The 16,787-nt window shown below is 42.0% G+C and carries 14 protein-coding genes; 7 read left to right on the forward strand and 7 right to left on the reverse strand.

Translation table 11 applies throughout. From position 1 onward, the window contains the following. Window positions 1-11 precede the first annotated feature (11 nt). The 3 genes from SporoP32a_RS08705 to SporoP32a_RS08715 all read left to right on the forward strand — a co-directional run bounded on the left by SporoP32a_RS08705 (window position 12) and on the right by SporoP32a_RS08715 (window position 4,493). Complete coding sequence (locus SporoP32a_RS08705) at window positions 12-581, forward strand: manganese catalase family protein (RefSeq protein WP_085427536.1); 570 nt, start codon at window positions 12-14, stop codon at window positions 579-581. A gap of 106 nt (window positions 582-687) precedes the next feature. Continuing rightward, entirely contained in the window at window positions 688-2,364 is a 1,677-nt protein-coding gene (locus tag SporoP32a_RS08710) for an ABC1 kinase family protein (RefSeq protein ID WP_232319638.1), read from the forward strand. A 71-nt stretch (window positions 2,365-2,435) separates the two neighbouring features. Beyond that, entirely contained in the window at window positions 2,436-4,493 is a 2,058-nt protein-coding gene (locus SporoP32a_RS08715) for a catalase (protein WP_085427538.1), read from the forward strand. A 579-nt stretch (window positions 4,494-5,072) separates the two neighbouring features. On the opposite strand, the gene SporoP32a_RS08720 is transcribed toward SporoP32a_RS08715, so the two are convergent. Beyond that, entirely contained in the window at window positions 5,073-5,957 is an 885-nt protein-coding gene (locus SporoP32a_RS08720; protein ID WP_085427539.1) for a LysR family transcriptional regulator, read from the reverse strand. Between the two features lie 111 nt (window positions 5,958-6,068). On the opposite strand from SporoP32a_RS08720, the gene SporoP32a_RS08725 reads away from it, so the two are divergent. The 3 genes from SporoP32a_RS08725 (at window position 6,069) to SporoP32a_RS08735 (ending at window position 9,148) form a co-directional block, all read left to right on the forward strand. After that, window positions 6,069-7,259, forward strand: a complete 1,191-nt coding sequence (locus SporoP32a_RS08725; protein WP_085427540.1) for a coenzyme F420-0:L-glutamate ligase — start codon at window positions 6,069-6,071, stop codon at window positions 7,257-7,259. Between the two features lie 128 nt (window positions 7,260-7,387). Further along, on the forward strand, window positions 7,388-8,200 hold the full coding sequence (locus tag SporoP32a_RS08730) for an alpha/beta fold hydrolase (protein WP_085427541.1): 813 nt from the start codon (window positions 7,388-7,390) through the stop codon (window positions 8,198-8,200). A 3-nt stretch (window positions 8,201-8,203) separates the two neighbouring features. Beyond that, on the forward strand, window positions 8,204-9,148 hold the full coding sequence (locus tag SporoP32a_RS08735; RefSeq protein WP_085427542.1) for a GGDEF domain-containing protein: 945 nt from the start codon (window positions 8,204-8,206) through the stop codon (window positions 9,146-9,148). Between the two features lie 53 nt (window positions 9,149-9,201). Here the strand turns inward: SporoP32a_RS08735 and SporoP32a_RS08740 are convergent, their stop codons facing one another. Together SporoP32a_RS08740 and SporoP32a_RS08745 are read right to left on the reverse strand one after the other, a co-directional pair. After that, window positions 9,202-10,386, reverse strand: a complete 1,185-nt coding sequence (locus SporoP32a_RS08740; RefSeq protein WP_085427543.1) for an MFS transporter — start codon at window positions 10,384-10,386, stop codon at window positions 9,202-9,204. Window positions 10,387-10,398: 12 nt separating this feature from the next. After that, window positions 10,399-10,818, reverse strand: coding sequence for a MarR family winged helix-turn-helix transcriptional regulator (locus SporoP32a_RS08745; protein WP_085427544.1), 420 nt, complete (start codon window positions 10,816-10,818; stop codon window positions 10,399-10,401). 138 nt (window positions 10,819-10,956) lie between these two features. On the opposite strand from SporoP32a_RS08745, the gene SporoP32a_RS08750 reads away from it, so the two are divergent. Continuing rightward, window positions 10,957-12,216 (forward strand): dicarboxylate/amino acid:cation symporter, encoded by a 1,260-nt coding sequence (locus tag SporoP32a_RS08750; protein ID WP_232319499.1) that lies wholly within the window; start codon window positions 10,957-10,959, stop codon window positions 12,214-12,216. A 109-nt stretch (window positions 12,217-12,325) separates the two neighbouring features. On the opposite strand, the gene SporoP32a_RS08755 is transcribed toward SporoP32a_RS08750, so the two are convergent. From SporoP32a_RS08755 to kynU, 4 genes are all read right to left on the reverse strand, one after another. Continuing rightward, window positions 12,326-13,966, reverse strand: a complete 1,641-nt coding sequence (locus SporoP32a_RS08755; RefSeq protein ID WP_085427546.1) for an S-layer homology domain-containing protein — start codon at window positions 13,964-13,966, stop codon at window positions 12,326-12,328. Window positions 13,967-14,033: 67 nt separating this feature from the next. After that, window positions 14,034-14,852 (reverse strand): tryptophan 2,3-dioxygenase, encoded by an 819-nt coding sequence (kynA, locus tag SporoP32a_RS08760; protein ID WP_085427547.1) that lies wholly within the window; start codon window positions 14,850-14,852, stop codon window positions 14,034-14,036. Then, the gene (kynB, locus tag SporoP32a_RS08765; protein ID WP_085427548.1) at window positions 14,849-15,481 is read right to left on the reverse strand and encodes an arylformamidase; all 633 of its coding nucleotides are present in this window, start codon (window positions 15,479-15,481) and stop codon (window positions 14,849-14,851) included. The genes kynA and kynB overlap by 4 nt, the downstream gene beginning before the upstream one ends. Then, the gene (gene kynU / locus SporoP32a_RS08770; RefSeq protein WP_085427549.1) at window positions 15,478-16,749 is read right to left on the reverse strand and encodes a kynureninase; all 1,272 of its coding nucleotides are present in this window, start codon (window positions 16,747-16,749) and stop codon (window positions 15,478-15,480) included. Before kynU ends, kynB begins: the two co-directional genes overlap by 4 nt. Between the last annotated feature and the right edge of the window lie 38 nt (window positions 16,750-16,787).

The following is a 16,787-nucleotide window of genomic DNA, read 5'->3' on the forward strand; positions in this document are numbered from 1 at the left end:
AGGGAATATGGATGTGGGTTTATGAGAAAAAATTATTGTATCCGGTAGAAGTCAAAGAGTGTAACCCAAAACTTGCGAGGTACATCGCGGAGCAATATGGTGGTGCAGACGGCGAACTCGCTGCTGCATTACGCTATATGAATCAGCGCTACACCGTTCCTGACAAAGTGATCGGCGTACTGAATGATATTGCAACCGAAGAGTTTTCCCATTTAGAAATGCTAGCTACCATGATTTACAAATTAACGAAAGACGCTACACCAGAACAACTTGAAGAAGCTGGTCTTGGTGCACATTACGTCAATCACGGTCATGCGCTGTTTTATGAAAATGCGGGTGGTGTACCCTTTACGACAACGTACATCCAAGCAAAGGGAGATCCGATAGCTGATTTGTACGAAGATATAGCAGCGGAAGAAAAAGCGCGCGCTACGTATCAATGGATTATCAATATTTCAGACGATGCATGGATTAATGATTCTCTAAAGTTTCTAAGAGAAAGAGAGAACGTCCATTCACTGCGTTTCCGTGAAGCGGTCGAAGTCTTGAAGGATGAACGTGACAGGAAAAAAATCTTCTAAAATAGAAGGGTCTCCTTTTCTCTTTTCAACAGAGAGGACGGAGACCTTTTTAGTGTTTAATTATACGAGTTCAATGGTATCTTTTGTAGAGAGGGTAGATACGGAGGTGTTCTTTTTGTTAAAACGAAGAATGAAAAATGCACAACGTTCACAAGAAATCATCAATGTCTTTTTAAGAAATGGATTTAGTCACATCTTATTTCGTCTTGGACTGACAGATCGTAAATTCGCTTCTGCGGACGAACAAGTTGATTTGAATTTGTATCATGTCGGTAAAAAACTACGAACTGCATTAGAACAACTTGGACCAACTTTCGTAAAGCTTGGGCAAATCGCCAGCGGCCGTCGGGATTTAGTGCCTGAGGAAATTGCTTCAGAGCTTGAGAAACTACAAGACCACGTAGAATCTTTTCCATTTGAAGTCGTGAGGGAAATCATCGAGCATCAATTAGGTGGAACGATTGAAGAACTCTTCTTGGAATTCAATGAAAAACCACTCGCTTCAGCTTCTATAGGTCAAGTGCATACCGCTCGTTTGCCTAGCGGTGAACACGTAGCGGTGAAAATCCAGCGACCTAATATCCAACGACAAATAAATACTGACCTAGCCATCTTGCACGACTTGGCAGGGTTTCTCGAGAAGAATATGGACTGGGCGAAAGCGTATCATATAAAAGATTTAATCTATGAATTCTCCCATTCACTACGGGAGGAACTAGATTACCAACTGGAAGGCCGTAACGCTGAACGGATCTCGCAACAATTTGTGAAAGATCCTACGATTCAAGTCCCAGTAGTCTACGATGAATACACTACGCGTGTTGTCCTAACAGCGGGACTGGTCACAGGTATTAAAGTGAGCAATGTCGGACAACTAGACCGCGAAGGGTATGATCGTAAGGTGATCGCAGAAAGAATTGCGGATTCTATGCTTTCTCAAGTAATGGAAAACGGCTTTTTCCACGGTGATCCCCATCCGGGTAATATTTTCATTGCACCTGGAAACGTTATTCATTATTTAGATTTCGGTATGGTCGGTCAACTAAGTAAGGAAATGACTTATCATTTCATTTCCTTACTCGTCGCCTTACAAAGAGGAAATATCGCTCGATTAATCGATGTATTCGAAGCTATGAATATTTTACATGAAAAAACTAACACAGATGCATTGTATCGTGACTTGCAGATTATTCAGCGGAAATATTATGAAACATCACTTACAGACTTAAGATTAGGTGATGTATTCATGGAGATTTTCTCAATTGCTTATCGACACCGCATACGTCTGCCGAATGAAATCGCCATTCTTGTAAAAGTGATTCTTACACTTGAAGGTGTACTAGGAAAGTTGGATCCTTCTTTCAGTATTATGAAAGCCATCGAACCGTATGGTAAAAAGATGGTGTTCAAACAATTCGACCCACGCTACTTACTGGAAAACGGCTGGCATACCTTTGTAAAGAATGCTGAAATTTTATCCGAGTTACCAAACGATATGAAAAAAGCTATCAAAACTATAGAAAAAGGTAAAGTGGAATTAGACGTCGGCTTGAAGCAAACGAACATTATATTCCGCCGGCTTGATAAGATTGCCAATCGCTTATCCTTAAGTATTGTGTTGTTGGCATTTAGCATTCTCATGGTTGGTCTCATTATCGGTTCTGCTATCGCTGGACAAACAGCTCTCTTCTTAAAGTTACCTCTCATTGAAGTCGGCGCGGTCATCGCAGCCTTAATGTTTACTTATTTATTATTTTCCATCATACGTTCCGGTAGAATATAGTCTTCAGTTTATCCTCTCGTAATTGGGGAATAGGAAAGGCAGACTACTATTTTACGATGGGAGGATTTTATGTGAAGAAAGATCATCAAGTAAATGAAGAGAGTAAAAATAAACAACTAGAGACGTTTCGCGCATACGATGGCGAACACGCTATGACAACGAATCAAGGTTTGAAGATTTCAGAAGATGAGCACTCCCTAAAAGCAGGGACGCGTGGTCCGACGTTGATCGAGGATTTCCATTTCCGAGAGAAAATGACGCACTTTGACCACGAGCGGATTCCGGAGCGGGTAGTTCACGCACGAGGATTTGCGGCGCATGGTGAATTCGAAGTGTACGAGTCTATGAAGAAGTATACGAAAGCAGGATTCTTACAGGAACCAGGTATCAAAACTCCTGTATTCACTAGATTCTCTAGTGTAGCAGGGAGTAAAGGTTCCGCTGAAACCGTACGTGACGCGCGAGGTTTTGCTGTGAAGTTCTATACGCAAGAAGGAAACTATGATCTAGTCGGAAATAATATACCGGTTTTCTTTATTCAAGACGCTATTAAATTCCCTGACTTAGTACATGCTGTGAAGCCCGAGCCTCATAACGAAATGCCGCAAGCCGCTTCAGCACATGATACATTTTGGGATTTTGTTGCGAACAACCAGGAATCTGCACATATGGTCATGTGGCAAATGTCCGACCGTGCCATTCCTCGGAGTTTCCGAATGATGGAAGGTTTTGGTGTTCACACGTATCGCTTTGTAAACGATCAAGGTGAAGCGCACTTTGTGAAATTCCATTGGAAACCAAAACTCGGTGCCCACTCATTAGTTTGGGATGAAGCGCAGAAGATTAACGGTAAAGATCCTGATTTCCATCGTCGTGATTTATGGGAATCAATTGAAAATGGAAACTTCGTGGAATTTGAACTTGGCGTACAGTTACTAGAAGAAAAAGATGAATTCAAATTTGATTTTGACATTCTAGATCCTACTAAGTTATGGCCCGAGGAAGACATTCCGGTAAAGATCATTGGGAAAATGACTTTAAACCGCAACGTAGACAATGTATTTGCTGAAATGGAACAAGTAGCATTCCACCCCGGCAGCGTAGTACCTGGAATTGATTTCTCGAATGATCCATTGCTACAAGGAAGACTGTTCTCTTATACAGATACGCAGTTGATCCGTCTAGGCGGACCTAACTTCCATGAGTTACCTATCAACCGACCGGTCTGTCCATTCCACAATAACCAGCGTGATGGATATGGCAGACAAACGATCAATGTCGGACAGACTCACTATCATAACAATTCATTATCCAATAATAAACCAGACACGAGTTCCGAGGAAGATGGCGGTTATGTACATTACCAAGAGAAGGTAGAAGGTCGCAAAATACAAGCCCGAAGTGATTCGTTTAAGGATCATTTCTCACAGGCCCGTCTATTCTGGAACAGTATGTCCGACGCGGAAAAAGAGCATATCATCGCAGCGTTCAGCTTTGAAATTGGGAAAGTGAATGATATGAATGTGAGAAAACAAGCGGTAGATATGTTTGCTAATGTCGATATGGATATGGCGACTCAAGTTGCAGATGCAGTCGGTGTCGATGCACCAACTGATGTTTCGCAGTCCACCGAATCCAAGTCATCCCCTGCCCTTAGTCAGGAAAACATGGCGAAAGTGCCTGATACGCGTACAGTAGCCGTATTGATTGCAGACCAATTTGACGATAATGCACTTGAGCCATTTTTGAAGGCTTCATTGGACGCAGGTATGACAGTTGATATTGTGAGCGAGAAGTTCGGTAAGCTGACCGGACAGAACGGAGCGACAGTCGATGTCGACGAAACGCTACTGACGGTACATTCGGTTCTATACGATGCATTGTATGTTGTGGGTGGGAAAGCGAAGCAACAACAGAAGTTCGATGCAGATGTCGCTGATTTCGTTAATGAAGCGTATATGCATTTTAAGCCAATCGGATCTGCTCCAGCGGCGAAAGAGTTGATGGAGAAGTCGAAGGCAAAACCAGGTCCTGGTATTTTGATGGACTTGACAGTTTCAGGCGAAGGCGAGCAATGGGTAGAGGCTGTTGCACACCACCGTTTCTGGGATCGTAATATTTACGCATAATCAAACACAGGCTGTCACAAGAAGATCCCCTTCTTGCGACAGCCTTTTTTATGTATGGAGTTTAGTTCAGAGTCACAAGGCACTTAAGTTCAAGGTCAAGTGCTTAAAAGTGGTGAATGAGTTTGTGAGTGGTTCGGGATGGAAGCTCCAGTTGGCGGACGCTTTCCCATGGGCCTGCGGGAAGAGCCGTAACGAAGGACGGCTTTTGCGAGTAAAAGCGCAGCGTTAGGAGCACGTCTTTGCACTTCGCCGCCAACTTCCGCTTCCATCCTACGTTGATAGTACAGTTACTTAAATCACTCATTGAACGTAGTATTTGAATTATTATTTTGTCCTAACTTTTTAAATTCAAGTACTGAAGTTAAAAATCTATTACAACACGTATTTTAATGCAGAACAAAAAGTATCACCCACTTACATTGCGAGGGATTGGAGCGTAGGAGGGGCGACTCTGGGAGGATCAGCGGGACAGGTGAAACACCCTGCGAGCGAAGCGAAGGGGTGTGGTTCACCGCCCGCCCGTAAGACACGCGTCCCCTCCGAAGCGTAAATCCCAATCCCAACACCCTGCCATCCTATCTAATTCTTCTCCAATATCCCAATAAACTTCGAAGCGGCTGGTGATAATGACACTCCCTTTAGGTAGCAAACACCGATGCTACGCTTAGGAATGGGCTCCAAAAACTCTACTTCCTGCAGCTTGCCTTGTTCTAGATACTCCGCTGAAAACTCCCTTACGACGCAAGCAATCCCTAAATTAATCTGCGCAAACTCCAGCAATAGCTCATGCGAACCTAACTCGAACTCGGGATAGATCTTGACGCCTTGCTTCAGCAAATATTCCTCCACATACTGACGGGAATTGGACTTCGGCTCTAGTAAAATCAATGGTAATCTCGAAAGTTCCTGCAACGGTACAGGCTTCATGAACAACTTTTTAAACCTCTCGCCGTAAACAAAGGTATCCTGCACATCGAAACAAGCGCGTTTCTCCAAAGAATCATCTTCAATTGGAAAATTACAAATCACGATGTCCACTTCACCTGACTTCAGCGCAGCGATCAATTCCAATGTTGTGCCATTAATGATCTTGAAGCGGATACTTGGAAAGTTTGTATGAAAAGCTTCTAGGTAAGGAAGCAGATAATAACGAGAAATCGTGTCCCCTACCCCAATCTTTAATTCACCTGAAGAGAGGTTTTTCAATTCCTTTAACTTTTCATTGCCTGCCTCGATTAAATTCAGTGCCGAATTGACATACTCATATAGTAACGATCCCTCATCTGTCAGTGTGACACCTTTGGAAGTCCTATTAAACAGGCGTGTATCTAATGCTCGTTCCAACTGTGAAATAATCTGGCTGACTGCGGGTTGTGTCATGAAAAGACTCCTTGCCGCTTTTGAAAAGCTTTCGTTTTGAACAACTGTACGGAATACTTTATACCACTCCAAATTGATAGACATATAACCCCACCTTATATCCCCTATTAAGTATATTAATTTTACTTATACCATGAAAGCACGCTATAATACAAAGAAGAGTGATCAAATAAGTTTCACTAAGGAGCGATTGTTTTGGGAAGAGTTGTAGGAACGGTTGTTAGAGGATTGCGTTGCCCAATCATTAATGAAGGCGACAATATTGAACAGATCGTAGTGGACAGTGTCATAGAAGCATCTGAAAAAGAAAACATTACATTTCAAGATAAAGATATCGTCTCGATCACAGAGTCGATTGTAGCGCGTGCACAAGGTAACTATGCAACGATCAGCGATATCGCTAAGGATATTGAAGCAAAATTCGGTGATGATACGATTGGTGTCATTTTCCCTATTCTTAGCCGCAACCGTTTTGGAAACTGCTTACGCGGTATCGCGAAAGGTGCAAAGAAAATCGTCTTGATGCTTAGCTACCCTTCCGATGAAGTCGGTAATCACTTGGTTGAGCTAGATCGTTTAGATGAAAAGGGAGTTAATCCTTGGACTGATGTATTGACTGAAGCAGAGTTCAGAGAGCATTTCGGTGATAACAAACACCCATTCACGGGCGTTGATTATATCGAATACTATAAATCATTGATGGACGAGTTCGGTGTAGAACACGAGGTCATTTTCTCCAATAATGCGAGAACGATTTTGGACTATACGAAGACAGTCTTGACATGCGATATTCATACACGTTTTAGAACAAAGCGTATTTTGGAAGCAAACGGTGCCGAAAAGATTTACAGCCTAGACGACATCTTGGCAACTTCCATTGACGGCAGTGGCTACAATGAAGAGTTCGGTTTACTCGGCGCAAACAAAGCTCAAGAAGACAGTATCAAACTATTCCCACATAGCTGTCAGCCTATAGTAGACAACATCCAGAAAATGCTTAAAGATCGAACTGGAAAACACATTGAAGTAATGGTGTACGGAGACGGTGCATTTAAAGACCCGGTAGGTAAGATTTGGGAACTGGCTGATCCAGTCGTATCACCTGCTTATACGGAAGGCCTTGACGGTATTCCAAATGAAGTGAAACTAAAATACTTGGCTGATAATGATTTCTCTGAGTTACGTGGAGAAGAGCTAAAGAAAGCTGTTACTGATTTCATTGAGAAGAAAGATACTAATCTAATGGGATCCATGGCTTCACAAGGAACGACTCCTCGTAAGCTGACGGATTTAATCGGTTCATTATCTGACCTAACTTCAGGCAGCGGCGACAAAGGTACACCTATCGTCTTTATCCAAGGATACTTCGATAACTACACAAACTAAGAATAAATACCTGTGAGAATACTCACAGGTGTTTTTTTAGTTTATCGTCTAAATATTATAATACAATCTATATTCTATGCTACAATGGTAATAATTTGAGTGATTGTCTTCAGAAGGGATTTGGGTGTATGTCTATAGATATCAAGAAAAGAAACGCAGTACATATAACAGGTTCAGGAGAACAAACTATCATGTTCGCACACGGCTTTGGTTGTGATCAGACGGTATGGAATCATGTCATACCTGCTTTTGAAGAACATTATCAAGTTGTGACATTCGACTATGTCGGCTCTGGCAAAAGTGATAAAACGGCTTATTCAGCAGAACGCTATGAAACATTGCCTGGCTATGCTTTAGATGTAATAGAAGTGTGTGACGCACTGAAACTAAAAAACATTATCTATGTCGGACACTCCGTAAGTGGAATGATTGGTGTACTTGCCTCAATCCAAAGACCTGATCTGATGGAGAAACTAATCATGATTGGTCCTTCACCTCACTATTTGAATGAACCTAATTACATTGGTGGTTTTGAACGTGAGGATATTGATGAATTGCTTGATATGATGGAGATGAACTATAAAGAATTCACTAAGTATCTAGCGCCGATTGCGATGAAAAATGAAGACCGTCCACATCTATCTGAAGAGTTTGAGTGCATGCTGGATACAAATGATCCCGCTATTGCACGACGCTTTGCGGAAGCAACATTCATGTCAGATGTTCGTGGAGAATTATCTAAGGTTACGACAAAAGCGCTTATTTTACAGCCAACCGAAGACACGATCGTACCGATTGAAGTAGGTCACTATATCAAAAACTGCATTTCGGGCAGCGAATTGGTTATCATGGAAGCAAAAGGGCATAATCCACACATCAGTCATCCTGAAGAGACGATTAAGGAAATTACACGTTTTATTGAAAAGGACAGGAGCGTATAAATCATGGATGAGCGGTTGAACTTATTGCCTTGCGGATATTTCGTCTTAACAAGTGATTGGGAATTTGTTGAAATGAATAAGACGATGCGAGATATATTGCGCTTGAATAAAATGCCGTGCCATATGCATGATGTGTTAACAGTTCCATCCAGAATATATTTTCAGACCTATTTTGTACCTTCTATTTCTGTACATCAAGAAGTACGGGAAATGTATTTAAACTTCAAAGTAGAAAAACGAACAGTTCCTGTATTAATGAATGTCAGTGAACGCGATGGACTGTATGAAGGAGTGATCGTGCAGATTAAAGTACGAGATGAATACGAAAATCAGTTGTTGAAGTCTAAGAAAGAAGCAGAGCGAATTCAGCAACGAACAGATGAAGCTTACAATAAACTACTTGGATTGCTCGAAGAAGTAGAGTACAAGCAACAACAACTTTTGGAGTTAAATGGAGAATTGCAAGAGTTGGCTACTCGCGACGAATTGACTGGACTGTATAATCGTCGCGTGTTTCAAAGAAGTCTCGATGCCGCGATTGATCGTGCAGAACACTACGAGGCGCACTCATTTTCTTTACTGCTATTTGATATTGACCATTTCAAAACTGTCAACGATACTCATGGCCATCAAGTAGGCGATGATGTATTGAAGGAGCTGGCTTGTAAGCTAGAGAACAGAATTGATTCTCCAGACTTAGTAGCGCGTATTGGTGGAGAAGAGTTTGCCGTACTATTTGACGACCCTAATCATCAAAATAACTGTACAAAGGCAGAAGATCTTCGCCGCTATATACAGGATTCAGAATGGGTCAGTATAGCGATCACTGTCAGTATGGGAATCACAAGTTATCAGGATGGTGATCAATCCAGTAATATTTACGTTAGAGCTGACGATGCCCAGTATGCTTCTAAACGTAATGGACGAAATTGCCTAACATGTTTATAAAAAGACACTACAAAGTGAACATTGTAGTGTCTTTTTTATATAATGTATTAAACTTATTCCACAACAGGACGTCTGCGGGTCCGACTGAATAACATGAAGAACGCTAACGCAATAATGACAACGAGCATTAGTACTAAGTATAGTTCTTGGTAGCCGATAATCGGTACAAGCAACCCTAGTACGTAGGGTCCGAATCCGAATCCGAAATCGAGGAAGATAAAGAATGTCGATGTAGCCACACCTAAACGCTCAGGCTTCACACCTTGCAAAGCAATCGCTTGTGCACACGATTGGAAGTTACCAAAGCCGAGCCCAATAATGCCCCCTGCTAGAAGTAACATCCACCCTGCACTTGTGGCGCTTAACAATAGCAATCCTCCCGCAAATAGTATGAGTGAAGGATAAACAACAAAATTATTACCCTTTACATCCAACAGCTTGCCTGTGTACGGTCTTGAGAACAGTACAGCAATGGCATAGACTAAAAAGAAGAAGCTAGCTGTACTTACCAAGTTGATTTCTGCTGCATAAAACGAAATGAATGATAACACACCCGAATATGCTACAGCCGCTAATAACGTAACGAATGCAATAGGTAATGCACGCATTTCCAATAAACCCCGAACGCCAAGTTTCTTCACGGCCTCTGGTAAATCCTTTTTAGGCATAACCGCTGGTGTCTTCTTAACGAAAAAGAACATCGCTCCACAGCAGACACTAATAGCTAAACAAAACATAAAGAGCACATTGAACTCATAACGTTGGCTAAGGAAGATACCGAAGAACGGTCCAATAGCCGTTGCCAACACTGTGCTTAAACTAAAATACCCAATCCCTTCACCTCTTCGTGATGGCGGAAGCATTTGAGCCACCATAGTACCTGTTGCGGTAGAAGAAATACCAAGACCAATTCCATGAAGGAATCTGTTGGCCATCAATAATGGTAAGCTAACAGCACCAAAGTAAAACGCAGAGGCTACTATAGTTACAGCTAATCCGATCAATAAGATATTTCGACTCCCCATCCTTTCTATCAATCCGCCTACTGCCAGACGTGCAATAAGTGTACCGATGATGAAAATACCTGATACAAGTCCTGCAACACTAGTCGATACACCATATTCTTCTACCGAAAAAGGTGCGATGGTGACAATAAGTAAATACATCACCAGCATCAAAAAGAAATTAATAATAGATATTACAATAAAGTCCTTTGTCCAAATTTTCTTATTCTCCATTCGATCACTCTCTTATTTATGTAGATTTTGGTTAGCTAACTTCATAATACGGATACCTGCTTCTATATCTTCTCGTGTAGCGCCTTCAAGTAATCCTTCGTAAAATACTTCCAAGTCGGCCATCACCTTGATAACCGTAGCTTCCCCTTTTGGTGTTAATACAATCCATTTTTCTCTTCGATCTGTTCCAGGTCGAATAGTTACCATTTCCATTTCCAATAAGCGTTGAATGATTTTGGTTACACTCGGTTTCTCCACTTGTTTGCGTACCGCTATTTCTGCGGAAGTCATTTCGCCTTCAAACCACAGTAACTTTAGTATGCCCCACTGCGAATGAAATAATTGATAGGGTGCCAGTAATGTATTTAAACGATTCAACACAGGACGATAAAACTGAATATACTCAGTGAAAAACTGTTGGTATTTTTTCATATGTTCTTCTCCTCAATTAATTAGTTAGGGTACCTAACCATTAATATTATTTTAAGCTTATTGCGATAAAAAGTAAAGTAAATGGATGTTAATGAATATAACTTTCTCGCATCTATATGATATGATGAAATGATCTACTTGAATAATAAGGATACGAACGGGAGAGTGAACCCTATTTGGAATAAATATAAGAACACACCTTTTGTTGCTAAAATCACAATTGGATTTATCGCCGGTACATTACTCGGCATCTTTTTTAATGAATATACTACTTTCCTCGAGCCATTTGGGACATTGCTGCTAAATTTACTCAGCCTTATTGCGATCCCAGTCATTTTTCTTACAGTTGTTATGGCCGTCAATCAAATGAATTTAGCCCAGCTAGGTAAAATGGGCGGGAAACTCATTCTATACTATGCAGTAACAACTGCCGCAGCGGTATTGATCGGATTAACATTGGCTATGTGGATCAAACCGGGAAATAATTTAACACTGCCTACTGATGCAGTTGTAGAACCACCAGTTACCCCGGGATTCTCGGAAGTTCTATTGCAAATCGTACCAAAAAACATTTTCGCAGCCTTTACAGCTGGTGATTTGATGGCAATTTTATTTGTTGCGGTCATTATTGGCATGGCCATGTCTTCAATGAAGTTTTCTAAAGATACGAAACTTGTTGAGATGGGTGATTTGCTTGATCGTTTCTTTAGTGCACTAAATACAATGTTCTATAAAATACTTGATGGCGTCTTATTATACGCACCTATTGGTATTTTCGCAATCAGTGTCACGGCCTTTGGTCAACAAGGCTTGGAAACATTCCTTGGATTACTTTCATTCGTTGGGGTCTTCTATCTAGGCATATTGATTCTCTGGCTCTTTGTATACAGCGGATTCCTGAAACTGTTTGGAAATCCTGTATTACCGTTTTATCGCAATACGAAGGATGCCTATACAACTGCATTTTTCACTTCAAGTAGTATTGCATCATTGCCGATTGCTATTGAATCCGCAAAGAAAGCGGGTGTCTCCGAGAATACAGCGAACTTCGCTCTACCACTTGGTGCAGTCTTCAATTCTGACGGTGGTGCATTACGGATGGGTATTTCCATCGTCTTCGCAGCGAATATTACGAATCTGAACTTATCAGTTGGAGACTTGATCACTGTTATTGCAATCGGAACATTGCTTTCCATTGGCACTGCAGGTGTTCCTGCTGCGGGATTGGTCACGCTATCCGCTGTACTGACCATGTTTGGTCTCCCACTTGAAATCGTGGCATTAATAGCCGGAGTCGATGCATTAATTGGTATGGCAGGTACTGCTTCCAACGTCATGGGAGATATTGTAGGGGCTGCTGTAGTGGATAAGAAAACACCGCGTAAGAAATTTGCTTAACTAGCACTGTTGATCAATTTCGAGCTAGTGTGATGTTCTAAAATTAAACAAAACCAAAAGACCAACCTCTATACTGGGGTTGGTCTTTTGGTTTTTACTTTATTACTGTTTATTGTGCAATAGCTTCCATTGAATGAACAATCATCTTCGCAGCATGTGCACGCGTCGTAGGATCATTTGGCATGAACTTGCCATTGTCCCCTGTTGCGATATTCATCTGGTAAAGACCTGCAATGGCCCATTGCGTATCTTTCGAAAACTTTTTGATATCTGTAAATGGTGCAGCAACTGTTGGCGTGAATGGTTTGCCAGTTGCTACTTCATATGTCCGACTTAGTACTAGCGCTAACTGCGCGCGAGTAATGGGCTGATTTGGCATGAAGTGGCCATTCACTCCACTGACTAAACCATAGTCGTAAGCTGCTTGAATATCCTTCTTTGTGCTGTCGGCATAGTCTGCTAAGTCGTTAAATGCCCATTTTGTGCTCTTCGGCTTAAGATTCAGTGCGCGGACCAAGATAGATGTAGCTTGCGCACGCGTCAACGATTTGTCAGGGCGGAATGTATGATCCGCATAGCCACTGACGATACCTTTCATTGCGGCCATTTCAATAACATCTTTTGCCCAGTGATTTGTAATATCCGTAAACATCACTGTAGGTTCTACTGGCTCTTTGTCTAGTGTGTATTTAGCGTTCAAGTGTTGCATGCTCTTTTTACCGTTTTGATCAACGGCTTGAACAGAGAAATGATACTCTTTATTTGGCTGTAGATCCGTGATTTCATACGTTACTATAGGAGACATCACTTCACCTACCATTTTGTCGCCATTAAAAATCTGGTACGTTGAAATCATTCCCGTATCAATGACCGGTACCCAGTTTAACTCTACTGTCGTCGCATCTTTTGCTGTTACTGTAAATGCGTCTTTAGCAAACCATGAGTAGTTCTCCATCAATGATTTGTGGAAAGCATCCATTACTACTTTGTAGCCTGCTTGACTCAAATGAATATTTTCAGGATTAGGCAAGTACGTATAAGGATCTTCAGCGATCTGCTTTGCCGTCTCTACAAACTGTGCTGTAGTTCCTGTCAGTCCACTTTTAATCGCACTATTTATTGACATGACCAACTGTTCGACCATAGGCTGGTTTTGTGGACTTAAGTAAGGAAATGGATTGTAATAGCCCATCACATATACTTGTGCATCAGGATTCAAAGCATATATCTTTGCGAGGATCTGCTGTGTGTTCGTGCCGACCTTCATCATGGCAGCTGTTAGTTCACCTGAATTATACACCGGCGTACCCTTATCATCAAACTTGATATTTGGCAATACATCGTTTGCTCCAATAGTTAATGTGATGAGGTTAGCTTCTTTCACCGATTGATGAAGGGTAGCTGTTTGATCGGAGTGTCCCATGCCGACAATCGGCTTCGTGACGTCCATTTCAAAATCCTTCAATACATCGGCCGTTTTATAGCCTGGATATGAAAACCCTTTATTGCTTGCTAGTAATACTTCCTGTTTAGCCAATTTTTCTGCTAAAAGATCGGTATACCCTATACCCAGTTCGTTCGTTGGTGTGACACCCGCTGCCAATGAATCCCCTAGTGCTAAATAATTGATAGGAGAAATCCACGTAGGGGCTTTTTCAGGATCTGCAGCAGAAGCTTGGAACGGCATAATAGCAATTTGCAAAACTAGTGCAAATGCCATCACTACATAGCTAATCGACTTCTTCGTCATTATACATACCACCTTCCCATTTTCAGATTATTGTAAATTCAATCATAATCGCTAGCTTGCCAGTCTGTCAAATTTTAGTCCGTACGTCCCATAGCTCTGGAAAGAAGCGATGATCTAGTACAGATCTTAAATAATGAACACCAGAAGATCCACCCGTCCCTTGCTTAAAGCCGATAATGCGCTCCACTGTTTTCATATGTCTAAAGCGCCATTGCTGGTGACTGTCTTCGATATCAACTAGCTTTTCCGCTAATTGATACAAATCCCAATAGCGATCTACATCGCGATATACTTCAAGCCACGCAGCCGCAACACTTGGGTCCCCTTCGTAGGTAACAGAAAAGTCACGTGTGAGTAATGCAGGGTTGATAGCAAAGCCCGCACGTGCGAGTGCTTGAATCGCTACATCATAAATCCCAGGGGCTTTATACGCTTTTGCCAATCGTTCGGATAGCTCTGAATCTTTTTCATAAATTTTAATGATTTGTGGTTGCCTATAACCTAATGCAAATTCAATCAAACGGTTTTGATAGGATTGGAAGCCTGATGCCTTTCCTAAACTGTCACGGAACTCCATGTACTCGGCAGGTGTCAATGTAGCCAACACATCCCACGCTTGAATAATTTGGGTTTGTACCTTCGAAACACGCGCAAGCATTTTGAACGCTTCAGGCAATTCATCTTGCTGAATTGATTCAATCGCCGTTTCAAGCTCATGTAAAATTAACTTCATCCACAGTTCATTCACCTGATGAATAATGATGAACAACATTTCATCATGATGACCCGACAGACGCTCTTGACTCGATAGTACCTTGTCTAAATGCAAATACTCGCCATACGTCATCGATTCCCTAAAATCCGTATGAATACCTTTCTCCTTCATGACTCCAGCCTCCTGACAACTGCACGGACAGGACTTCCATCCGCCTCTTCCAATGCTAATGGTAATGCGATCAATTCATAGTGCCCTACTTCCAATGAATGCAAAACTAGATTTTCGATAATGATGACATCATTACGATATAACGAATGGTGGCCTAATAATTCTTTACTGGTTTCCGGATCAACGGAAGGTGTATCCACACCAATCAGACGAATACCACGCTCTTTCAATAACGGCCCGACGTCTTCACCGATCACTGTAAAACTCTGGGGAAACTTCGTTGGTGTCGGATGACTTCCCGTTTTCAATAAAAGGCGTTCAGCACCGCCAAAGTCCAGCGGCTCTAGATCAGCCCGTGTTACGCAACTAACGCCTGTCACGTCTACTAGACAAGCCTTACCAATATATAAGTCCACGGGCAGCTCCAAAATTCTTAACCCATCATTGTCATAATGAAAAGGAGCATCCGTATGTGTGCCAATATGCGTGCTCATCGTTAATTTTCCAATGTTAACAGAACCGGATTGTTCTTTCGATACCGCTACTTCATAAGAAAAAGGCGTATCTCCTGGCCACTCCGCGATATGCTGATTCAATGGTTGTGTAATATCAATCCACTGACTTGTCATGCAACCACCCCACGTTCATTCGGAAATTCTTTGTATAACTCTTCTTTCATAATCGTTTTAAGTATTTGTACAGCTTCCCACACATCTTTAAATGAATTGTACAACGCAACCGGTGCTAATCGAATACCATCAGGTGCTCTGAAGTCAGGAACCACGCCTTGCGCTTTCAATGCTTGGCAAATTCTTGCCGCCTCGTTATGCTGTAATAATAAATGTCCGCCACGGGAATCATCTAGTGGATTGCCGATACCAAACGAATACTCTTGCAGTTCATCGTCAATACAATCCAGCATGAAACGTGTCAGTGCCAATGACTTCTCGCGGACTTTATCCATTCCAAGTTCCTCAAACATTTCAAGCGAGCCGAGTAAAGGAGCTAGACTCAATACATGCGGAGTACCGATTTGGTATGCCCCTGCGTCTGGTGCTGCTGTCATCGTGTGATCCATATCAAATTGCTTTGTTTTATCCGAGCCGAACCATCCAGCAAGACCTGCCTCTTTGCCGAAATGACGTTCATTGATGAATAGCCCGCCTACTGCTCCGGGACCGCCGTTTAAGTGTTTATATGTACACCAAAAAGCGAAATCCACATCCCAGTTATGCAGTTCATGAGTCACCGCACCGATTGAATGGGACAAATCAAATCCGATTACAATTCCTTTTTCCCTTGCTACCTGAGTAAGCGTTTTCATATCCAACACTTGACCACTGCGATATAGGACAGAAGGAAGCACAATCAATGCGATGTCATCTGTCATTGCATCGATAATTCGATTTTCATCAAGCGTGAGCCCGTCTTCACTTTTCACACGAACTAGATGCTCTTCCGGATCGAGACCGTGTACTCGAATCTGACTTTGCAGTGCATAAATATCTGATGGGAAGTTTAATTCATCCGCCAATATTTTCGTGCGCTTTCCTGAAGGTCGATAAAAGGTAGAGACCATTTGATGCAAGTTCGTTGTAGTAGATCCTGTCGCGATCACTTCCGACTTTTCCCCTCCAACTAACGGCGCCATTCTATCCCCTAGTTGTTCTGCCATGAAATACCATGGGTGCTTTCCTTCGGTCCAGCCGTCAACCCCTAAAGTCTTCCAGGATTCTAGCAATTCGAATAGTTTCTTCTCTGCACGCGTGGACAGCAAGCCCAGTGAATTTCCATCCATGTAAATTTTATCTTGCAACAAATAAAATTCCTCCCGGTACCGGGCTAATGAATCTTGTTGATCTAGTGTTATTGCATATTCAAGTGTATTGGAGCTCATTTATATTCTCCTTTCTGTCTGTACATAAATAATACCAT

Source organism: Sporosarcina ureae (assembly GCF_002109325.1).
In the GTDB taxonomy this organism is placed as follows: domain Bacteria; phylum Bacillota; class Bacilli; order Bacillales_A; family Planococcaceae; genus Sporosarcina; species Sporosarcina ureae_C.